17 protein-coding genes and 1 other annotated feature are annotated in these 22011 nt (G+C 37.4%); of the genes, 14 read left to right on the top strand and 3 right to left on the bottom strand.

Annotation, left to right across the window (positions count from 1 at the left end):
- The first annotated feature begins 195 nt into the window (after positions 1 to 195).
- A complete protein-coding gene (locus tag IGJ02_RS10920; RefSeq protein ID WP_430601997.1) occupies positions 196 to 2907 on the top strand; it encodes a cation-translocating P-type ATPase in 2712 nt (903 codons plus the stop codon).
- 71 nt (positions 2908 to 2978) lie between these two features.
- Here IGJ02_RS10920 and IGJ02_RS10915 read toward each other — a convergent pair whose 3' ends face one another.
- A complete protein-coding gene (locus tag IGJ02_RS10915) occupies positions 2979 to 3491 on the bottom strand; it encodes a type 1 glutamine amidotransferase domain-containing protein (RefSeq protein ID WP_010763180.1) in 513 nt (170 codons plus the stop codon).
- A gap of 190 nt (positions 3492 to 3681) precedes the next feature.
- Here IGJ02_RS10915 and IGJ02_RS10910 point away from each other — a divergent pair, with 190 nt between their 5' ends.
- Both IGJ02_RS10910 and IGJ02_RS10905 read left to right on the top strand, forming a co-directional pair.
- On the top strand, positions 3682 to 4269 hold the full coding sequence (locus IGJ02_RS10910) for an ATP-dependent Clp protease proteolytic subunit (protein ID WP_010763181.1): 588 nt from the start codon (positions 3682 to 3684) through the stop codon (positions 4267 to 4269).
- Between the two features lie 148 nt (positions 4270 to 4417).
- A complete protein-coding gene (locus IGJ02_RS10905; RefSeq protein WP_010763182.1) occupies positions 4418 to 4852 on the top strand; it encodes a hypothetical protein in 435 nt (144 codons plus the stop codon).
- 407 nt (positions 4853 to 5259) lie between these two features.
- On the opposite strand, the gene IGJ02_RS10900 is transcribed toward IGJ02_RS10905, so the two are convergent.
- The gene (locus IGJ02_RS10900) at positions 5260 to 5421 is read right to left on the bottom strand and encodes a hypothetical protein (RefSeq protein ID WP_010763183.1); all 162 of its coding nucleotides are present in this window, start codon (positions 5419 to 5421) and stop codon (positions 5260 to 5262) included.
- A gap of 32 nt (positions 5422 to 5453) precedes the next feature.
- Positions 5454 to 5810 carry a hypothetical protein gene (locus IGJ02_RS10895; RefSeq protein ID WP_010763184.1) on the bottom strand — a complete coding sequence of 119 codons (357 nt, stop codon included), beginning with the start codon at positions 5808 to 5810 and terminating at the stop codon, positions 5454 to 5456.
- 150 nt (positions 5811 to 5960) lie between these two features.
- Positions 5961 to 6221: a binding site (T-box leader), on the top strand.
- Between the two features lie 147 nt (positions 6222 to 6368).
- Here IGJ02_RS10895 and IGJ02_RS10890 point away from each other — a divergent pair.
- The 11 genes from IGJ02_RS10890 to IGJ02_RS10840 all read left to right on the top strand — a co-directional run bounded on the left by IGJ02_RS10890 (position 6369) and on the right by IGJ02_RS10840 (position 22001).
- Entirely contained in the window at positions 6369 to 7649 is a 1281-nt protein-coding gene (locus IGJ02_RS10890) for an O-acetylhomoserine aminocarboxypropyltransferase/cysteine synthase family protein (RefSeq protein ID WP_430601996.1), read from the top strand.
- A gap of 528 nt (positions 7650 to 8177) precedes the next feature.
- Entirely contained in the window at positions 8178 to 9701 is a 1524-nt protein-coding gene (locus IGJ02_RS10885; RefSeq protein ID WP_430601995.1) for a 2-isopropylmalate synthase, read from the top strand.
- On the top strand, positions 9701 to 10747 hold the full coding sequence (gene leuB, locus IGJ02_RS10880; RefSeq protein WP_430601994.1) for a 3-isopropylmalate dehydrogenase: 1047 nt from the start codon (positions 9701 to 9703) through the stop codon (positions 10745 to 10747). The genes IGJ02_RS10885 and leuB overlap by 1 nt, the downstream gene beginning before the upstream one ends.
- A gap of 1 nt (position 10748) precedes the next feature.
- Positions 10749 to 12125: a 3-isopropylmalate dehydratase large subunit gene (gene leuC / locus IGJ02_RS10875; RefSeq protein ID WP_430601993.1), complete on the top strand. Its 1377-nt coding sequence runs from the start codon at positions 10749 to 10751 to the stop codon at positions 12123 to 12125.
- Positions 12125 to 12712, top strand: a complete 588-nt coding sequence (gene leuD, locus IGJ02_RS10870; RefSeq protein ID WP_430601992.1) for a 3-isopropylmalate dehydratase small subunit — start codon at positions 12125 to 12127, stop codon at positions 12710 to 12712. The genes leuC and leuD overlap by 1 nt, the downstream gene beginning before the upstream one ends.
- 78 nt (positions 12713 to 12790) lie before the next feature.
- Positions 12791 to 13537, top strand: a complete 747-nt coding sequence (locus tag IGJ02_RS10865) for a class I SAM-dependent methyltransferase (RefSeq protein ID WP_010763191.1) — start codon at positions 12791 to 12793, stop codon at positions 13535 to 13537.
- Between the two features lie 147 nt (positions 13538 to 13684).
- Positions 13685 to 14170, top strand: a complete 486-nt coding sequence (locus tag IGJ02_RS10860) for a hypothetical protein (protein ID WP_430601991.1) — start codon at positions 13685 to 13687, stop codon at positions 14168 to 14170.
- 618 nt (positions 14171 to 14788) lie between these two features.
- Positions 14789 to 15244 (top strand): hypothetical protein, encoded by a 456-nt coding sequence (locus IGJ02_RS10855; protein WP_010763193.1) that lies wholly within the window; start codon positions 14789 to 14791, stop codon positions 15242 to 15244.
- 440 nt (positions 15245 to 15684) lie between these two features.
- Entirely contained in the window at positions 15685 to 16812 is a 1128-nt protein-coding gene (locus tag IGJ02_RS10850) for a tyrosine-type recombinase/integrase (RefSeq protein WP_430601990.1), read from the top strand.
- A gap of 269 nt (positions 16813 to 17081) precedes the next feature.
- Positions 17082 to 17810 (top strand): winged helix-turn-helix domain-containing protein, encoded by a 729-nt coding sequence (locus tag IGJ02_RS10845; protein ID WP_430601989.1) that lies wholly within the window; start codon positions 17082 to 17084, stop codon positions 17808 to 17810.
- A gap of 54 nt (positions 17811 to 17864) precedes the next feature.
- A complete protein-coding gene (locus tag IGJ02_RS10840) occupies positions 17865 to 22001 on the top strand; it encodes a pectate lyase-like adhesive domain-containing protein (protein ID WP_430601988.1) in 4137 nt (1378 codons plus the stop codon).
- Positions 22002 to 22011: the final 10 nt, after the last annotated feature.

Here is a 22011-nt window from a genome sequence, read left to right as displayed (position 1 = left end):
CTGCGGCAACATCACCAACTCCGAAAGAAATTTCTGGTGTTGTCTTAAACGGTGAGACTTATGTATGTTCTATTTAGCATACAGAGGTCTATTTTTTTTCGTTTTGCTACGAACCAATAAGTTCAAAAACGTGTTCGTTTCGCTAATATGAAGTAAAATAGATTAAAGTAGCTGTAAATTATGAGGAGGAAGAACATGTCAGAAGAGAAAAAGGTTCAACTATCTGAAGCTTTTTACACGCAGTCAGATGAAGAGGTCTTACAAAAATTTGATACAACTGTAGAAGGTTTGTCAGATCAAGAAGCCAAAAAAAGATTGGAAAGTTATGGGGCCAATGCATTAGATGAAGGGAAAAAGAAATCGATCGTTGTAAAATTCTTTGAACAATTTAAAGACTTTATGATCATCGTTTTGTTATTTGCTGCAGTGATTTCAGCAGTATTTTCAGGTGATATGGTTGATTCATTCATCATTTTACTCGTTGTTGTGCTAAATGCGATTTTTGGTGTGATTCAAGAAGCCAAAGCGGAACAAGCAATCGAGGCATTAAAAGAAATGTCTTCGCCAAATGCCAATATTCGTCGTGATGGTCATGTAATCACTGTTAAAAGTGACGAATTAGTACCTGGGGATATTGTTTTGCTAGAAGCAGGCGACGTTGTTCCAGCGGACTTACGTTTATTGGAAGCAGCCAGCTTGAAAATTGAAGAAGCAGCTCTTACTGGTGAATCTGTTCCAGTAGAAAAAGAAGCGACTATTTTAGAAGGTACTGCATCTGATATTGGGATCGGCGACCGAATCAATATGGCTTATTCTAGCAGTAATGTTACTTATGGCCGTGGAATTGGTGTGGTTGTTGGGACTGGTATGAATACCGAAGTGGGTAAAATCGCGGGTATGTTAGCCAATGAAAAAGAAACAGAAACACCATTAAAACAAAACTTGAACCAATTAGGTAAAATGTTGACAATCGCAATTTTAGTGATCGCAGCGATCATGTTTGTGGTCGGTATGATGAATGGTCGCACATGGATCGATATGCTATTAACATCGATTTCATTAGCCGTTGCAGCAATTCCAGAAGGATTACCTGCAATCGTAACGATTATTTTAGCGTTAGGTACACAAAAAATGGCGAAGAAAAATGCCATTGTCCGCAAACTACCTGCTGTTGAAACATTAGGTAGCACAGACATTATCTGTTCAGATAAAACTGGGACGTTAACATTAAACCAAATGACGGTTGAAGCTCTTTATACAGATAATGAAGTAAAAGCTGCAACAGAGGCTGTTGCGATGGATAACATGGCATTAAAAATCATGAACTATACAAATGACACAAAAATTGCCCAAGACGGTTCATTGATCGGTGATCCAACAGAAACAGCACTTGTTCAATACGGTTTAGATCACGACTTCAACGTAACGGAAAAAGTTGCAGCGGAACCTCGTGTTGCTGAAATTCCATTTGATTCAGATCGTAAATTGATGACAACTGTTCACCAATTAGCAGATGGTAAATTCTTAGTTGCTGTCAAAGGTGCACCAGACGAATTATTAAAACGTTGTAATCAAGTCCTATTAAATGGTCAAACACCAGCAATGGATGACAAACAACGCCAAGAAATTTTAGCTACTAATACAAAATTAGCGAAACAAGCATTACGTGTTTTAGGAATGGCCTACAAAATCGTAGATGCCGTGCCAGTTGAAATGGATTCTGATATCGTTGAGAAAGACCTAGTCTTCGCTGGTCTTGTCGGTATGATCGATCCAGAACGTAAAGAAGCGGCTGAAGCGGTAAAAGTTGCCAAAGAAGCTGGTATTCGTCCAATCATGATCACAGGTGACCACAGAGATACAGCTGAAGCAATCGCTGCTCGTCTTGGTATCATCAAAGAAGGCGATGATGATGCAGTGATCACAGGTGCTGAATTAAACGAATTATCTGACGAAGCTTTTGCTAAAGTCGTGGAACATTATTCCGTTTATGCACGTGTTTCTCCAGAACATAAAGTACGTATCGTTAAAGCGTGGCAACAAGAAGGTAAAGTGGTTGCCATGACAGGGGATGGCGTAAACGATGCACCAGCCTTGAAAGCCGCAGATATCGGTATTGGGATGGGGATCACTGGTACAGAAGTATCAAAAGGTGCCTCTGATATGGTTCTAGCAGATGACAACTTCTCAACGATCATTGTAGCCGTTGAAGAAGGACGTAAAGTCTTCTCAAATATCCAAAAAACGATTCAATATCTACTCTCTGCCAACTTAGGGGAAGTATTAACACTCTTTATCGCAACAATGTTAGCTTGGGATACCTTACTACCGGTTCACTTATTGTGGATCAACTTAGTAACCGATACTTTCCCAGCAATTGCGTTGGGTGTAGAACCTGCTGAACGTGATGTCATGAGCCATGCGCCTCGTGGGAAGAAATCAAACTTCTTTTCTGGTGGTGTCTTGAGTAGTGTAGTCTATCAAGGGATCGCACAAGGTGCATTAACGCTGATCGTCTATAAAATGGCAATTGAATTCCCTGCACATACAGCAGCTAATATGCCAAACTTATCAGCAACAGCATTATATGATTTACAACACGGTGATGCCTTGACAATGGCGTTTGCAACATTAGGGTTGATTCAATTGTTCCATGCATTTAATGTGAAATCTATTTACCAATCAATCTTTAAAGTTGGGTTGTTTAGAAACAGATCATTCAACTGGGCAATTTTAGTTTCGTTCCTATTATTAGCTGCAACGATCCTAATTCCAGGATTCAACGATTTGTTCAGCGTAACGTCATTAGATGCTTACCAATGGGCAATTGTTGCCGGAACATCATTTGCGATTATTCCAATCGTTGAAATCGTAAAATTTGTTCAACGTAGATTGGGTAAGAGCTAAAAATGTTTAATCAGTAAAAAAGCACAAGTAGACTTCTTCTATAGAAGCTTACTTGTGCTTTTTATTTAAGCTTAAGAATGTAAAAGTGAGACGATTGCTTTGTTAAAATCAGGCAAGTCGTCAGGGGTACGGCTCGTTATAAGGTTATTGTCAATTACAACAGCCTCATCTTTTATATGACCACCAGCATAAGCTAAATCAGGTTGAACTGTAATGTACGAAGTCAACGTACGCCCTTTCGTTAAATCGGTCTGAATAAATAATTGTGGTCCGTGACAAATCGCAAAGAGAGGTAAATTATTTTCTAAAAAGAACTTAGTAAAATCAACAAAACGTTGATCTGCACGAAGTTGGTCAGGTGAAAAACCACCAGGAATCAGTAGTGCAACAAAATCATCAGGCTTAACATCATCAATCGAAACATCAATTGTAAAGGTCGTTCCGTTCTTCCCTGTGATTGTTTTTCCTGCTTCTTTTTCTACAAGGATAACATCATAACCAGCTTTTTCCAATGTTTCTTTAGGGGAGGTCAATTCCACATCTTCCACCAAATCAGTCACTAATACTGCTACTTTTTTTGTCATCGAATCTCCTCTTTCATATTTGGATTACTCATTTATTTATGAGCTTAATTAAAGGGTAAAGGGAATTTTTTATAGATGCAAAAGATATGCATGATTTTAAGGTCAAAACAAGTCAAAAAAGTGGACAAATTTTCAGATTGCGGTATTATTAATATAGAGATTTAGCTTTAAAATATGGAGGTTATTACTTATGAACTATTTAGATGAAAACGAAGAAACAGAAGAAAAACAACAACCCAATGCATTTATGAAAAAACTTTTTGAAGAACGCACCATTTTGATCTACGGTGAAATCAATCAAGACTTAGCAAGAGAAGTGACTTCTCAATTACTATTGCTTGCAGCAATGGGCGATGAACCAATCAAGATTTTCATTAATAGCCAAGGCGGACACGTTGAAGCTGGAGATACAATCCATGATATGATCAAATTTGTGAAACCAGAAGTGATCGTGATTGGTACTGGTTGGGTGGCAAGTGCGGGTATTACGATTTATTTAGCTGCTGAAGCGAAGAACAGATACAGCTTACCTAATACGCGCTATATGATCCATCAACCTGCTGGCGGCGTTCAAGGACAAAGTACAGAGATTCAGATTGAAGCCAAAGAAATCATTCGTATGCGTGAACGTGTGAACCGTTTGATTGCTGAAGCAACTGGTCAAACATATGAAAAAATTGCCAAAGATACAGACCGTAATTTCTGGATGTCAGCTGATGAAGCAAAAGATTATGGCATGATTTCTAAAATCATCCAAACAAGTGATGAAATCAAATAAATAGTTGAAAAAGCTGCAAACAAACTTTTGTTTGCAGCTTTTATTTTTATATTAATAAAAGGAAATAAGCATTTTACAGATTACTCTTGTCATCTACCTATAAAAAAGTGTAAAATTGAGTGATTACTAAAAGAAAGTAGGAAAGAATGTGAAACCAAATTTAGGTTATTATGTCCAAAACATCAATGATATTGTAAAAGAAACAGAAGAAGTCGGCGAAAAAATGAACGACTATTACGAAGAAGTTCGTAAAGCGATCGATGAAGGAAAAGTCACTGAATTAGCACCAGAAAGAATTGCTGAAATTCAACGTATCTTCCAAGATGGAACAAAGGAATATACAATCATGTTAGAGAAAGTCACTCAATTACGTCCGCCAGCACGCGTTATGGGGATACATAAAAAATTCGAACGTTCATACATCGAATATTTAGCTGGATGTAACGAAATGATTTTATCTTTAGATCCTGAAAAAGGGATAGACGTTGATTTATTCAACAACTCAGAAGAAAAACAAGACAAAGCAACAGATGATATTTCATTCGCAATTACACGAATGAGCAATCTTTTGTTGAAAAAATAAAAAAATAAATGAAAAATTGACAAAAAATAGCGATATTTCATTTCGTTTTAATGTTATTTTTAGTAGACAAAGAAAAAAATGTGTTGTATTATATATTCATACCAACAACAACCTTTTTATTTTTCATTTTACTCTTATTGAGTAATACTCCTTTTCCATCGGCCTTTTCAGCCGGTGGTTTTTTATTTTTTTTTCTTTTAGATAAATTATTATTTGTTTAATACATACAAATTATTTGTATTTTAAAATATATTCAGTTATTTTATAAAATAAAAAGTAGTTATTAAGCAATGGATTGTAGGGTAGATGATAGAAATAGTTGGAATACATTTGAAAAATAAAAAAAGACTAAAACAAAACATTTATGTTCTGCTTAAGTCTTAAAAAAATTGCTTTAATGATTCGTATTAATTTTCTACATTACGAACATAATCATCAAAATACTGAACTAAATCAGATTTTATTTTTTGGTATTCAGCTTCTGTGTATTCACGTTCTTCAATCGTTCCATTAAAAAATGGAATCTCCAACTCTTCGCGCAAGCGATCTACAACTTCGCTTTGATCCATTTGGGCACCTTCTTTACCTGTTGTCTACTCTATTATAAAACATTAAAATCATTCGTCAACTGCTCAAAAGAATCTTTCATAGCCGTTAACTTATTATAAAGTAGGATGCTATCATCCTCTTCAAGTAAAAAGACTTGTTTTAACTCAAAATAAAAGTCTTCAAATGCTTTAAAAAAGGGATGAACTTCTGATGCAGTCAGTTCGCTATTGCTGTAGTAAAAAACACGCACACTATGATAATAAGTGAAGACTTCATTGATATTCAAAAGAATTCGAGTATCTTCAGGGCGTGGACGGCTAGTGACTAAATCGTATAAAGATAAGCTTTTTGTATGGATCTCAGATAGATAGGATAAGAGTAATTCCACTTTTTCATTACTTGCTGACATTAAATCGACCTCCAATTTATCTAATTATAATAAAAAATTGCTAGAAAGAGAAATAGGACACTCTGTTGAAAGAAAAAAGTTGGAAAAATTAGGATAAAAGGAAAAAATGTTGACAAAAAAATGAGTTTACTCTAATATTAATACCAATAATAAAACTCATTGAAAAGAAGAGTACACAAGCAGACATTGAAATCTAGCTGATAAATTTGCTTTTTAGCTAGAATGAGAGAGCTTTCGTTTGGTGAAAGAAAGCAATGAACACTTGTCGAAAATGATCTTGGAGAGGAAAAATCAATTCGATTTTTACGGCTGCTACCGTTAACAAGGCACCAAATCAAGAAGTCGTTCTGCGTTTGGGTTGAGATGGATTTTATTTCCAATAAAGGTGGTACCGCGACAGTCGCCCTTTACTAGTATACAGCTAGTAGGGGGCGACTTTTTCGTTTCCTTTTAATGAGAAGAAAGAGAAAGAGGTGGTCATTATGCAAGAAGGTGACATGTACAGCAGGAACGTAAAAATGATAAATAAACTAAAAAACAAAAAAGGAATGAAGCATAATGACAAACTCTAACTATCAATTTGAAACAATCCAAATCCATGGTGGACATACACCAGACAAAGACACGAATTCAAGAGCTGTTCCGATTTATCAAACAACATCCTACACTTTTGACGATACACAAGATGCAGCCGAAAAATTTGCACTATCCAAAGCGGGGAATATCTACACACGAATCACTAATCCAACAACAGCAGTATTAGAAGATCGCTTGAATGAATTAGAAGGTGGTGTTGGGGCCGTCGCAGTGGCGTCAGGGACGGCAGCTGTTACTTATGCAATCCAAAATCTAGCTAGTGCAGGGGATCATATTGTTTCAGCATCCACATTGTATGGGGGAACGTTCAATCTATTTGCCCATACTTTACCCGAGTTTGGGATCACAACAACGTTTGTTGATCCAGATCGCTTAACTAACTTTGAAGAAGCAATCAAAGAAAACACGAAAGCGATTTTTGTTGAGACAATTGGCAATCCAATCACAAATGTAGCTGATTTAGAAGCGATTGCGGAAATCGCCCATAAACATGAACTTCCTTTGATCGTCGATAATACTTTTGCAACGGCGTATCTGAATCGTCCTTTTGACTTTGGTGCAGATATCGTTGTTTATTCCGCAACAAAATTTATTGGCGGACACGGTGTTGCTTTAGGTGGGGTGATCATTGATTCAGGTAAGTTTAATTGGGCAAATGGAAAGTTTCCTAAACTAGTCGACCCAGATCCAAGTTATCATGGACTTTCTTATACGAAAGATGTTGGAGCAGCAGCTTATATCACCCGGTTAAGAGTTTCACTGTTAAGAGATACAGGAGCTGCAATTTCACCGTTCAATAGTTTCTTGTTGATTTTAGGGTTAGAAACATTATCCTTGCGATTAGAACGTCATGTGGAAAATGCTTTGGCGGTTGCAGAATTCTTAAATAAACATCCTAAAGTCGAATGGGTCAACTATCCAGGTTTACCAGACAATAAGTATCATGAAGTGGCGAAAAAATATTTACCTAAAGGTGCTGGGTCAGTCTTTACATTTGGTGTGAAAGGTGGCGCTGAGGCAGGTCAAAATTTAATCAATCATGTAGCACTGTTTTCGCTCTTAGCCAATGTTGGGGATGCGAAATCATTGATTATTCATCCTGCTTCAACAACACATTCTCAACTTAGTGAAGAAGAGTTAAAAGCCTCCGGAACTTCACCCGAATTGATCCGCTTATCTATCGGAATTGAGAACATTGACGATATTATTCGCGATCTAGAACAAGCATTAGACAAATTATAAAAAGTATTTGAAAGCTGAGAAGTTTTTTTCTCGGCTTTTCTTAAAAAATTCTCATAAAACTATTGACTTTGATTATAAAGTTCTGTATCTTTAACACTATAGTTTGAATTATTCAAAAATTCTGACAATAAAGGATGTTGAAGAGGATGAACAAGCAAACAACGACAATTACATTCTTATTATTACTGAAGGACTCATCACACTGATTTCTAGAAACCAGCTGCAGCACAGCTTTTTCTTATCAGACGTTGAGAGTCCTGTTTTCGCATTGCATGAACGGGATGACAAGCATCCCATATCGTGGGGTGCTTTTTTGTTGCAAAACACAGCGACTGCTTGCAGAGCTGATGTTGCGCAATACTTGGCGAGCGAAGCGAGAGAAGTTTCATTCGTCTAAAACACAGCGACTGCTTGCAGAGCTGATGATGCACAATACTTGGCGAACGAAGAGAGAGAAGTTTCATTCGTGTCCCCTAACCAAAAAAATGAAGAAAAACATGTACTCAATTCAGAAGGGAAGTATGAAAAATGAACAATATCCAATTCTTTGATACCACTCTAAGAGACGGCGAACAAACACCAGGTGTAAATTTCAATACCAAAGAAAAAGTGCAAATCGCCAAACAACTAGAAAAATGGGGCATCGATACGATCGAAGCGGGATTTCCGATCGCATCAGTTGGGGATTTTGAAGCAGTCAAAGCCATCGCAGAAAATGCTGGAAAAATGACCGTCGCAGGTCTGGCGCGGTGCCAAAAAGCTGATATTGATCGGGCACACGAAGCATTGCTAAATGCCAAGCACCCACAAATCCATGTGTTCCTTGCAACAAGTCCAATTCACATGGAATTCAAACTAAAAATGACACCAGACGAAGTGATTGCTTCTATTAAAGAACACGTTAGCTACGCTAAAAGCAAATTTGATAAAGTCCAGTTTTCACCAGAAGATGCAACGAGAACTGACAAACAATTTCTACTAAAAGCTGTTCAAACTGCCATTGATGCGGGAGCGACGATCATCAATGTTCCTGATACAGTAGGTTATTCTAACCCAACAGAATACGGCGGACTATTTAAATTTCTAATCGAAAATATTCAAAGCGACGAAGAAATTATTTTTTCTTCTCATTGCCACGATGACCTAGGAATGGCGACGGCCAATGCCTTAGCAGCCATCGAAAATGGGGCCCGTCGAGTAGAAGGAACCATCAACGGCATTGGCGAACGTGCTGGCAATACAGCACTTGAAGAAGTAGCCTTGGCGCTATATATTAGAAAAGATTTTTACGAAGCCCAAAGCAACATCACATTGAACGAAACCAAAAGAACCAGCGATCTCGTCAGCCGTCTATCAGGCGTGGCAGTACCAAGAAATAAAGCCATCATCGGAGCGAATGCTTACGCGCACGAATCAGGCATCCATCAAGATGGCGTATTGAAAAATCCAGATACCTACGAAATCATTACACCATCACTTGTTGGGGTAAATGAAAACTCATTGCCACTAGGGAAACTTTCAGGTCGCCATGCTTTTGCCACAAAAATGGATACTCTAGGCTACCAACTAACAGAAGACGAACTAAAAGATGCCTTCAAACGTTTCAAATCATTAGCAGACAAAAAGAAACAAGTCACAGAAGATGATTTGATTGCGCTAATGGTTGGACAATCCCAAGAATGTAGCGAAGATTATCGCTTGGAGCGTGTTCAATTACAATACGTTTCTGACGGTAGCCAAGGAGCGATCGTTTCCATCAATACTGGAGAAGACGAAAGCAAAACAGAATCAGCAATCGGCTCTGGTAGTATCCAAGCAATCTATAACTCAATCGATAAAATATTTGTCCAAAAACCAGAATTACAAGAGTATTACATCAAAGCCATCACAGGCGGTGAAGATGCCCAAGCAGAAGTTCATGTAACCTTAGCAGATACTGAAAACAACAAACAATTCAACGGCATCGGCATCGATTTTGATGTTTTACAAGCATCAGCGAAAGCCTATGTCAAAGCCAGTGAACAATTTCAAAAAGAAGTGGGGAAAGCGTAATGAGTAAACGAATCGTAGCATTGCCGGGCGACGGCATTGGAGCAGAAATTATGGATAGCACTCTAAAAATTGTAGCAGAAATCATGGTTCAAGATAATTTGGATTTTGATATTGAACGTTTTGCCTTTGGCGGCGCAGGTATCGATGAACAAGGTGATCCGTTACCAGATTCAACCTTAAAAGCCTGCGAAAAAGCCGATGCAATTTTACTAGGTGCCATCGGTGGTCCAAAATGGGACAATGCACCAAAACGACCTGAACAAGGTTTACTAGGTTTAAGAAAAGCCTTAGGACTTTTTGCCAATATTCGTCCGATTTCCGTACCTGATTCAGTGGTTCATTTATCTCCATTAAAAGAAGAAAACGTTCGAGGTGTTGATTTTGTAGTCGTTCGTGAACTAACAGGTGGCATCTACTTTGGTGAAAAACAATTAGGCGAAACAGAAGCTTCAGACCTATGTACCTATTCAAAAGCTGAGATCCAACGCATCATTAGAAAAGCTTTTGAAATCGCCCAGACTAGAAGCAAAAAAGTCACCTCTGTCGATAAAGCCAATGTACTAGCGACCAGTAAATTATGGCGTCAAACAGCCGAAGAAGTGGCGAAAGAATTTCCAGATTGTACCTTAGAACACCAATTAGTGGATTCAGCAGCGATGGTCATGATTCAAAAACCAAAAGCCTTTGACGTGATTGTCACAGAAAATCTATTCGGCGATATCCTAAGTGACGAAGCATCGGTGATACCAGGCTCACTAGGGATGATGCCTAGTGCCAGTCACAGCGAATCTGGTCCGTCTTTGTACGAACCAATCCACGGTTCAGCACCCGATATCGCCAATCAAAATATCGCCAATCCAATGTCGATGATCTTGTCCGCTGCGATGATGTTACGCCAATCATTTGGCTTAGAAAATTCAGCAAAGAAAATTGAAGAAGCTTGTGATCGTGTCATGAATCAAGGAATCCTAACAACCGATTTAGGTGGTAAAGCCACAACAACAGACTTTACCGAAGCTGTATTAAAAGAATTGAGAGGTGCTTAACATGGGAAAAACACTATTTGATAAACTTTGGGAACAACATGTGGTATCAGGCGTTGCAGGAGAACCACAACTACTATATGTCAATCTTCATTTGATCCACGAGGTCACTTCACCACAAGCCTTTGAAGGACTAAGAGAAGCAGGCCGAAATGTTCGCCGACCAGATAGAACCTTTGGGACAATGGATCATAACGTTCCCACACAAGATATCTTTAATATCACGGACTTGGTGGCAAAAAAACAAATCGAAGCCCTACAGAAAAATTGTGAAGAATTCGGTGTAACGCTGTGTGATAACGGCAGTGATCGTCAAGGAATCGTGCATATGGTGGGACCCGAAACAGGCTTGACACAACCAGGAAAAATCATTGTTTGTGGAGATTCTCATACAGCAACTCACGGCGCATTTGGCGCCTTGGCTTTTGGTATCGGAACAAGTGAAGTGGAACATGTCTTTGCCACACAATGTATTTGGCAAAATAAACCAAAATCAATGGGGGTTAAAATCACTGGAAAACTTGCAAAAGGTGTATATGCCAAAGATATTATTCTAGCCTTGATCGCAAAATATGGGGTTGATTTTGGTGTTGGACATGCGGTTGAATTTTACGGAGAAACGATTGAAAATCTTACGATGGAAGAACGCATGACCATCTGTAACATGGCCATCGAGGGCGGTGCGAAAATGGGAATGATGGCGCCTGATGAAAAAACTTTTGAATATGTGCGTGGTAGAGAATATGCACCGAAAGATATGGATGCTGCAATTGCTGATTGGAAAAAACTACCCAGCGACCCAGATGCAACCTATGATGTGGATCTAGAATTAAATGCAGATGAATTGGTTCCCTTCATTACATGGGGCACGAATCCAGAAATGGGCATCCCAATCACCGGAACATTCCCAGAAATCAAAGATATGAACGACGAGCGTGCCTATAACTATATGGATCTAAAACCAGGACAACGCCCATCAGATATCGAAATCGGCTACGTCTTTATCGGCTCATGTACCAACGGTCGACTATCGGATTTGGAAGAAGCGGCTCGTATCGTAAAAGGTAAAAAAGTCAAAGAAGGCATTACAGCAATCGTGGTACCAGGCTCAAGGCCTGTAAGAAAAGCAGCAGAGAAAATTGGTTTGGATAAAATCTTTACCGAAGCAGGCTTTGAATGGCGTGAACCAGGCTGCTCCATGTGTCTAGGCATGAACCCGGACCAAGTACCAGCGGGTGTTCACTGTGCCTCAACATCTAACCGAAACTTTGAAGGTCGTCAAGGCAAAGGGGCAAGAACCCATCTTTGTAGCCCAGCGATGGCAGCGACAGCCGCGATCGTTGGTACATTTAAAGACATTAGAGAGGAGCTTGGTGCATAATGGAGGCATTTACACAACATACAGGAACCACGGTTCCACTAATGAACGATAATATCGATACCGATCAAATTATTCCAAAATCATTTCTAAAACGAATCGAAAAAACAGGTTTTGGCGAGTTTTTATTTGATGAATGGCGTTACTTGCCAGACCGTACACCAAATCCAGAATTTACCTTGAATAAACCGCAATATAAAGAGGCGACGATTTTGATTTCTGGTGATAACTTTGGTTCAGGCTCATCAAGAGAGCATGCGGCCTGGGCGTTGGATGATTACGGGTTTAGAGCAGTTATTGCAGGAAGTTTTAGTGATATTTTTTATATGAATGCCACAAAAAATGGTTTATTGCCGATTGTCTTGAAACATGAAGAATTGGATGCCTTGGCTGGACTTGGAGCGGATGAGACGATCACGATCGATTTACCTGCGCAACAAGTCATCACGCCGAATGGAACATATTCTTTTGAAATCGACAGTACATGGAAGCATAAATTGGTGAATGGGTTGGATGATATTGCGATCAGTTTGACACATGACGATGAGATTGCGGCTTATGAGGCGAAGATTCCGGCTTATTGGCAATAAGAAATAGTAAGTGTGCTACATCGATGAATAAATTTCGATGTAGCTTCTTTTCATTACATCATTAGGAGCGTGAAATCAATGGAATGGGATGCAAAAAAATATAATACGACACATGATTTTGTTTTTAAATACGGAGCTGGGTTGTTGGAATTATTGCCGAAAGAGTCAAAAAAAGTGTTGGATATTGGGTGTGGAACGGGAGCGTTGACGAGTCAAATTGCAGAACTTGGTCATGAAGTGACGGGAATCGATCAATCACTAAATATGATCAATCAAGCAAAAGAAAGCTATTCTGATTTGAGTTTTTTACAGGAAGATATTTTAAATCCCTCGGATCAAATTGGACAGTATGATGTCGCTTTTTCGAACGCAGTTTTTCATTGGATTCCTGATCAAGAGTTGCTATTGAAGAATATCAGTGAGCATCTAAACGTGAATGGGCAGTTAATTTGTGAGTTTGGTGCAGTTGGGAATGTACAGTCGCTTAGAGAAGCTTTTGGACGTGAGTTAAATGCATTGGGTGTACCTTTTGAGGAGCCATTTTGTTTTACGTCTGCTGAAGACTATCGGATTTTGCTTGAAAAAAATCATTTTGAGGTTTTGGAGATTTTGGAATATGAACGGCCAACGCTGCTTAAGGGTGGTAAGGATGGTTTGCGACAGTGGATGGAACAATTTTATTCTGTTGAATTAGGGGAATTGTCTGAAGATCAGAAAGAGGAGGTTCTTGAGAATATGGAGCGAGATTTGAAGTCGTGGTTATGGAAAAAGGATCATTGGGAAGCTGATTATCGAAGGTTGAGAATCAAAGCTTATAAAAAATAGGGAAAGTAGTATCTCGGTTGAATAAAAAAGGACAAATAAGACACCGATAGAGCGTTTATATTTTTACGCTCTTGTGGTAAGATATAATTAACAAAAACAAAGGAGTGTTTTTAAATAAAAAAAATAAAAATGTTGTGTGTTGCTATTATGATGGTCTCTTATGGTACCTTGTCAGTAACGAATGTTTATGCAAATGAAGCAGAGCAAACTCAAAGGCTCTCTCAACAATTATCAAAAACTAATGCACAAGAAGTCGTCCAGTTAGCTCAAACATTAGGAATTAAAACAGATAGCGAAGAAATAATTATAACCGATAGTCAAATGGTTCGTTTACTTGAAAAAAGTGGTGTTGATACTAGTCAAATAATGTTACCTAGAAGAGATGGTGTTACAAAAATCATATCACGAGGAAGAGGTTCGTGGGATGTATATATTAGTGCTACATGGATTCAAAATTATTATTGGGTACTTGGAGCAGCGGCTGGTGTTATTGCAGCGATTGCACCGGGAATTGGTTGGGGCTTAGCCTATTCTATAGTAGCTTCTGTTGCAGGTCTTGTTGGACAGAATAGCAAAAATGGTGTAATTGTTCGTGTAAGAAATTGGGGAATTTCTTCTATGTCTTATCAATAAAAAAGAAAGAATGTGATTGATGATGACGATGAATAAGCAAAAAAGGTTTGTGAGTACACTATTCGTTTTTGTCTTTTATGTAGGAGTAAATTATTTTTTAATTCATGGGAATATCGAAAATAATTATTTGACAAGTTTGTTATTGGTTCTTGTAAATAGCATTTTTATTATAATTTTAAGAATACTATTAAATGGACTGTTTAACGTTAGCAGAAATTTACTCATTTTTTCTATAATAATATTACTACTATTATTAGGAGTACCATTGTTGTTTGTTGTTTTGACTTAGTCATTTACGAATAGAGTGTCTAGAATAAGAATAGAAGAGAAAGCAAGGGAATACCAATTTATGGTAATTCTTGCTTTTTCTTCTATTCAATTTTTTGCGAATTTAAAATGAAAGAATTGATAAATATGCTAGACTAGCTATGAGGAATAAAAAATAGCATGTTATTTTTAATAGTAAGTAGGAGCGGGTAAAAATTGCCGTTATTATTGGAGGTATCATGTTGCAAAAGCAAGCAAACGAGAAAAAAAATCGCTATGGCCCAATAGGATATCACAGTAATTGAAACAGCCACGACGAAAGATGGAGAACTGTATACTGAAGTTAGCGCATTGTTTGATGAGAAAGAGGAGTTTCTAAATAAAGAGATCACACAGGTTACCATCAAAGAAGCAAAAGAGAATCTTTTAAAGAAGCAAACTGAAATCGAAACATTAAAACGTGAGTACAGTAAAAAAATAAATGCTAGCGTAGCAGAAGGCAATGTTCAACTCTTACAGAAAAAGATTGTTTTGGCAAGTAATAAATTAGAGATACAAACAGAGATAAATGATCTGTTCAGCTCAAAAGAATTAGCGATTAAAGGGCAAATCGTGTATACAAGCAATCGAAACGGAATGATCAATGTATATCCAGTACCAAGTCATTGGCAAATAGGTGCAGAAGTTGCCAATAATCCAGAAAAAGTGAGGACATTGGCTCAAGATATTATGGACAATGTTCGAGTGGTAACAGTGGATGTAGGGAAGCCAAGAGATGTGTTATCTTTGATAAAGATACAGAAGTAACTCGATTTAACTTAAAAACAGGTAGTTTAGAAAATAAAAAATTCTAAACTACCTGTTTGTATATAGCTTTAATATTCTTATATTTGTTTATTATGCATATTTTATTTGGATAAGAAAAAATCCACAATAAAATTTAGTATTATTCGTTTTTTATTAAAAATATCTTGAAAGAATTAAGTTCAAGATATTTCTGTTTTTTTATTATATGTAATCAAAAGAGTGGAATTGATCACTTATATAAGTATATTCTATTAATTTTATTTAGTCTAGTAGAAAAAACATTGTTTTTTATCATTTTTTTCTGTTTTTTGTTAAAAAAATGATAGAAATTCGTTTTTTTATTGATTGATTTCGTTTTAGAAAAGAGATATTTATAGGTATAATTCGTTTTTTAGCCGTCAAAAAACCGTCAAATTTAAAATGTCTAGGAGGAGAAAAGTATGTCAAAAAGAGGAGAAAATATCTATAAGCGAAAAGATGGTCGCTGGGAAGGTCGTTATAGAAAAGGCCGGAATAAGGAAGGTAGAATTATCTATGGATATGTTTATGGAAAACAATATAATGAAGCAAAAGAAAAGTTATCAAAAAAAAATGCAGACTATTCTATATATGGAGAAACAGTTGTGCAAGAAGAAATGATGGTGGATGAATGGTTAAATTATTGGTTAAATATTTTAATGAAAAATAGAATCAAACCGTCTACCTATTCAAATTATAGGGGACGAATTAGACGCCATCTTTCGCCATTTTTTAAAAATAAGCAATTATCTGAGCTAGAAACAGCTGATATAGACAGATTTATTTATTCATTGTATCTATCAGAACTTTCGCCAAATACTATTCGCAGTATTATTAGTATGTTAAGAAGTGCTCTAAAAAAAGCAGTAAATGATAATAGAATTTCAAAAAATCCTTGCCAAGGGGTTCTTTTACCGGCACTCACAAAACCAAAAATAAAAAGCTTAGACAGAAAGCAACAAAAAAAATTGGAACAGATTGCTTTATATAAAAAAGAGTGTTCGGCAGAAATCATTGCGTTGTATACGGGAATGAGGATTGGAGAAATCAGTGGATTAAAATGGGAAGATATCGATTTTAAACACAATAAAATTTTTGTAAAAAGAACCATTTCCAGAATCCCCTCAGTAACAGAACCACACAAAACAGAGATTATTATCGGAAAACCAAAGTCAATTAACGGAGAACGTGCCATACCAATATCTAAAAATTTAAAAAGATATTTATTGGAAAAAAAGCAAAAAAGTACCAGTATATTTGTCATTTCCTGCAAAAATAGTTTTACAGAACCACGTATTATTAACTATCGTTTTAAAAAAATAGTCGAAGAATCAAAAATAGGACCAGTTCATTTTCACGCGCTTCGTCATACTTTCGCAACGAGATGTGTTGAATCAGGAATTGATATTGCGACATTGAGTAAAATCTTAGGACATGCATCAACCAAAATGACACTCGACATCTATACAGATTCATTGTGGGAAACCAGACGTTCAGCAATGATGGTGATTGATAGACAGCTTAATTATGATGAAAAGATCCACATATAATGCAAGAAAGACATTCAGCACAACGCTGAGTGTCTATTTTTTAGCCGTCAAAAAAATAGTCAAATCTTACCAAGAAATGAGGGATAATCGGATGGATTGAAAGAATATCTTGAACTTAATTCTTTCAGGATATTTATTATTGTGTTTTTTAAAATTAGCGTGATGAGTATAAATTTCAGATCAAAACGTCTTCAATAGTATTTTGCTTTTGAAGGCACACTAAGAAAAGTATTTAGTTCTGGATATAAATTTAGTAGGAGGTACCTGCGATGTACACTATCGGTATTTTTCGAGATTCGTCTCAACCTGTATTGGATTATACCAAAGAATTGGTGAGCTTAGGTCATGAGATTGCAATTTTACAAGTAGGAGATGTAGGTTCTGAACTAGCAAGTATAGATGCATTTATTATTGAAGAATCCACTGTAAGTGAGCTTTCTAATATTTGCAAAAATGTTCTGGAATTAAGAACGAGATTAAATAAATTGATCTGGGTGTTGCTAATTGAAAATGATGAAGAAACAAAAACAAAAAAGAAAATTTACCTACAACTAGGTGCAGACGGTGTCTCTGTTTATGAAGATGAGTTTGTCTTACAATTTTCAAATATCTTAAAACGGATTGAGAATAAGGAAGAACCCAATGTTTTACAGATGATGCCAACGACGGGCCCGTTATTAGAACTACTTCCAGAAAATCTCAGTGTTTTAAAAGAAGGAAAAGTCGAAATCAGTCTAACAAAATTGGAATTTAAAGTCTTGGAACTACTGTTTGATAAGCACGATAAAGCATTGAGCTATGAAGAAATCTATCAACATATTTGGGGAAACGAAAGTGCTGAGAAAAAAGAGTATCGAGTGAGTAATATCATATTCCATTTAAGAGGAAAATTAGAAGAAGACCCCACCACGCCAAAATTCATTAAAACAGTTCGAACAATCGGGTACAAATTAGCACTGAATCCACAAGTAACCAATGTTGGGATGAATAAAGCTTGAAGGAGGTGAAGAAACTGGGAACATTCTTTTTAAACTAATGGGGCAGGAGGGAAAATGAATGAAATGATTAAAAAAAGAAAATTTCAATTAGTTGGAATGAGCATAGCCATTCTTTCGATCCTTATTTTAGCTATGTTTTCACAGCTGCATTCTTCTGCAAATAAAATTTTTGCCAAATCACCGATTTCGTTGACAGCTGTTGAAGATGAACGTTATGCAAATGAAGTATTTCATATAAAAATTTCTGACACAAGATCTGAAAATGAGCTGAAGAAACCGGATGAGAGTGATTCGTCAACTGATTTGGGTGAGTCAAAAAAAGATTGGCAAGTTCGTCTTCCAGAAGGAATAGAATTTAATGAAGCACAAGAAAGAGCCATGCTTTTACAAGAAGACCCAAAAGCAGTGTTTCCTGTTTTTAATTGGAATGAAGAAACACGAATGTTGACAATTACCGTGAATAGTACTCAATCTTCCCTGAAATTAGCATTATTAGCAGAAAAAAGTGGCGATTATTCACTGACCTTGACTGATGAAGCAAGTAGTGTTGGTCAAGAAGAGTTAAAATTTGTCGTCAAAGAATCAAAAGAGGGTACAAAAAATAGTCAAGCTCCTGACAGTTTAAATCTCGCTCAACCAAGGGCATTAAGCACTCGAGCTACTGGAACAGCAGAAGTGACAGATTGGCAAAGTTTTGTTGAGGCGATCGCAGATAACACAGTGAATACTATTTCATTACAAAATGATATTACACTATCGGGCACGTTGAATAACTATAAGGATTTATTTAGTGTTAGTTCGGTTGATCTAGCCAGTGCGCAAAATGTTTATTTATATATTAATAAAAATGCGACTGCACGCTCACTGACGATTGATGGAAATGGTCATAACTTTAACTTTGGCAACTTAGCCATCGGTTTTCTAGACCAATCAAGCTATGTATCAGGAAGTTCCGGTACTACTTTTGGCTATTGGGATTTAAAATTTCAAAACATCAACATGAGTTCTTCAAACTATTCTGGCCCATTTTATATTTCATCTTATACGGCAACTGAAAGTCCAACGAATGGGTTAACGGGAACGAATCGAAGCAATGCGAATATTTCTTATGATCTTACTTCAGCTACCAATACGAGAAATGTGACAGACTTTTTAGGTTACACGATTGGTCTAAATGACCCATGGGTAACGAATGTAGAATTGTTAAATGATATTTACACAACTGCACCAACCTATTCATCTAGTTATTTTATTTACAGTCCGTATTTACGTTACTCGCAAAATGTGACCACAGCAACATCGATTGGAATTGCTTCTGGTGGTGAGTCTCACATGTATTTCCAACTACAAGGAAATGCGCGGACCGTCAAAGTAAATGGAAACAACTACACACTGGACTTTGGTTCGCTCTGTTTTACTTTCCAAGCTTATAATAACTACGGTTCAAAAGCCTGGGATATCCAATTTAGTAATATGACGGTTTATCACGGTAACTATTGGGGCGCGATGATTTTTAACAATGGTGCCAATGGTGGAAAAATGACCATGGATAATTATACTGGGTATGGAACACAGTTTTTAGAATCGCAACAAACCAATTTAACGCTGAAAAACAAAGTCCATTTAGAACAACAACGTACATGGACTTCTATAAGAAAAGACGGAACAACGATTCGTACGTGGAATGTGAATAATTACCAACAAGGAAGTTTAGCGATATCCACAGCCGTTGTAGAAGATAATGCGGATGTTTATATTTCTTCACTTGGTTCGAACGTACTTTATATCCCATCAGGCAGTTTTGCTATCGGTAAAAATGTCAAACTAAAACTGGAACGTGGCGATCAAACAACTGCAGCCGAGTATTACAATACCAACTTAAACATTTCAGGTGGGTCATTATCCGTAGGGGAAGGTTCCACGGTAGATATCTTAAACCATCATTCGACATATGGTGGTGCGGTTTACCTAGGATCAGCTTCATCTGAGTTAAACATTGGGAAAGATGCGACGGTAAATATCCAAACAGATGCTTATTCTGGAACGGGTAACAATAATATAAACTTTAATCCAATCTATATGAATGGCGGTTCGATCAACGTTTCAGGGAATTTAAATGTCAAGGGTGTAAACATGGGGGCCAGCACAACAGATTTATTCTATGTTGCAAATAACTCAACCTTTATCGTTCAACCGAATGCTTCGTTTGATATTCAAAGCGACAGCACGTCTATCTCGCAATATTTATTGCGAATGGGTGGAGCGTCATCAATCTTTAAATTCTCAGATGCTAAACGCGTGAATCTTCAAAAAAATAGCGCATTAACCAGCGGTACATCTGCCAATAATGGGTTGATTTGGTCTCAAGGAAACTTAGATATGTCGGTTCAAAATGTCTTCCAATGGTCACTGAATAATGTGGCTGGCGGAGCTGATGGTGATAGTGATTATACGTATGAGTACATTCCGATGAGTAATATGCGATTAGCCTATGGAAGTAGCTTTAATCCTACGATCACAGCATCTAATGCGATGACAAATGAAACGTTAACTAGATTTAACGCGAATTTTACAACGAGAGGACAACAACGGGTTCTCTTTACTCGAGTACCAGATCCAAATATTGCGATTCATAGCATTGCAACCGATAATCGTGGCAATAACAGTTCGACAACGGTATCTGGCTATGCGATTCCAAATGCCTATATCCGTATTTGGGATGTACCAGTCAATAACTCGATCACGGCAGCTTTTGATCCATCAACCGACAACATAAAATCGCCCGTAGAAGATATGTTTACACCAGCTGAATATCGTGCGAATTTTACAACGAAATCAGATGCGGCAGGGAATTGGTCCGTAACCGTACCAGCAGGGCATTATTTTACCGCTGGAAGTGTCATCCATGCCTACGGATTTGCGAATTTAAAAGCCGAAGAAGTAACACAAACAGTCTTAGATAAAACACCGCCTACTGCTTCACCGGTGACTTATTATATGACGAAAGGTGATCCTTTGCCTGCACCAAAAGACATGGTGAAAGACGTTAGTGATACAAGTCCTGTCAATACTGGTTTTGATTATGCCTATACGGATCCTACTACGGCAGAAACAGCAGCCAATACGCCAGGAACTCACACGGTACAGATCAATGTATCAGACAAGGCAGTTGATGCTGATGGAAATCCAGCACCGAATACCAAAGTCGTTGAGTCAACGTTAGTTGTCTATGACCAAGCTTCAGGTGTTTCAGGTTCTGACTTTGAAGCATCGTATGTAGATATTCGTAATTTATCAGAAACGGAATTAAAGGATTATATCCTAAAGCATAGTAAACCAGAAGCCTATAAACTGACAAATGGAACCAAAACAAACTTGACTCAATTTGTCACGGTAACAGATTTTGGCGGCTTAAATAATGTGAGCGAACTTCAACCAAAAGCATACCCTGTGACATTAACAGTAAAAGCAGCTGACTCAGGATTGCCTACAGACATTACAACGACGATTCAAGTGACAGTAGTCGATGTCGATGCTGTATTATCAGTTGAATTCTTAAATGAAGCAAACCAAGTGTTACCTGGGTATACCGTTAAACTAAATACCCAAGTCGGAGACACGATTGACTTAACAAAAGAAGAGAGTGTTACCACACAACTTACGAATCTAACGAAAGCCGGGTATGATATTGCCGAACGACCAGCCAATGAAACAGCGGTGAAGATTAATAATACTGCATTAACCGTTCAATACAAACTACAAGGTGTATTGAGCTTGACCTCGGTACCAAGTGCGTTAGACTTTGGCTCGCTCGCTTATAATGCAACAACCAAACGAGTAGAAGACCCAGAATTTGATAAACAACTAGTTGTTACAGATACTCGAGCAGATGCTGCCAATGGTTGGCGCTTAACGGCTACATTGACAACACCGATGAAAAACGATAGCGGTCAAGAATTAGTCAATGCTTTACGCTATGTTACAGAGGGTAAGGAAACGATTTTAAATACGAATGCACAAGTCGTTTATACCAATAGTAAAGGCACTGCAGGTAGCTTTGATGTTAGTGACAGTTGGGGCAAAACGGCCAATACTGACGGGATAAAATTACAAATCAATTCATCTGATACAGTGTATACAGGAGATTATGTCGGCGTAATTACGTGGAAAGTCATGGCCGGACAACCATAAAGGAGAGTGG

It is taken from the genome of Enterococcus sp. DIV0724b, from assembly GCF_050531475.1.
Classification (GTDB): domain Bacteria; phylum Bacillota; class Bacilli; order Lactobacillales; family Enterococcaceae; genus Enterococcus_L; species Enterococcus_L haemoperoxidus.
This window is presented reverse-complemented; position numbering and strand designations above follow the sequence as displayed.

Coding starts and splice junctions, on each gene's coding strand:
- IGJ02_RS10920 (WP_430601997.1), top strand. CDS start 196: ATGTCAGAAGAGAAAAAGGTTCAACTATCTGAAGCTTTTTACACGCAG.
- IGJ02_RS10915 (WP_010763180.1), bottom strand. CDS start 3,491: ATGACAAAAAAAGTAGCAGTATTAGTGACTGATTTGGTGGAAGATGTG.
- IGJ02_RS10910 (WP_010763181.1), top strand. CDS start 3,682: ATGAACTATTTAGATGAAAACGAAGAAACAGAAGAAAAACAACAACCC.
- IGJ02_RS10900 (WP_010763183.1), bottom strand. CDS start 5,421: ATGGATCAAAGCGAAGTTGTAGATCGCTTGCGCGAAGAGTTGGAGATT.
- IGJ02_RS10895 (WP_010763184.1), bottom strand. CDS start 5,810: ATGTCAGCAAGTAATGAAAAAGTGGAATTACTCTTATCCTATCTATCT.
- IGJ02_RS10890 (WP_430601996.1), top strand. CDS start 6,369: ATGACAAACTCTAACTATCAATTTGAAACAATCCAAATCCATGGTGGA.
- IGJ02_RS10885 (WP_430601995.1), top strand. CDS start 8,178: ATGAACAATATCCAATTCTTTGATACCACTCTAAGAGACGGCGAACAA.
- leuB (WP_430601994.1), top strand. CDS start 9,701: ATGAGTAAACGAATCGTAGCATTGCCGGGCGACGGCATTGGAGCAGAA.
- leuC (WP_430601993.1), top strand. CDS start 10,749: ATGGGAAAAACACTATTTGATAAACTTTGGGAACAACATGTGGTATCA.
- leuD (WP_430601992.1), top strand. CDS start 12,125: ATGGAGGCATTTACACAACATACAGGAACCACGGTTCCACTAATGAAC.
- IGJ02_RS10865 (WP_010763191.1), top strand. CDS start 12,791: ATGGAATGGGATGCAAAAAAATATAATACGACACATGATTTTGTTTTT.
- IGJ02_RS10860 (WP_430601991.1), top strand. CDS start 13,685: ATGATGGTCTCTTATGGTACCTTGTCAGTAACGAATGTTTATGCAAAT.
- IGJ02_RS10850 (WP_430601990.1), top strand. CDS start 15,685: ATGTCAAAAAGAGGAGAAAATATCTATAAGCGAAAAGATGGTCGCTGG.
- IGJ02_RS10845 (WP_430601989.1), top strand. CDS start 17,082: ATGTACACTATCGGTATTTTTCGAGATTCGTCTCAACCTGTATTGGAT.
- IGJ02_RS10840 (WP_430601988.1), top strand. CDS start 17,865: ATGAATGAAATGATTAAAAAAAGAAAATTTCAATTAGTTGGAATGAGC.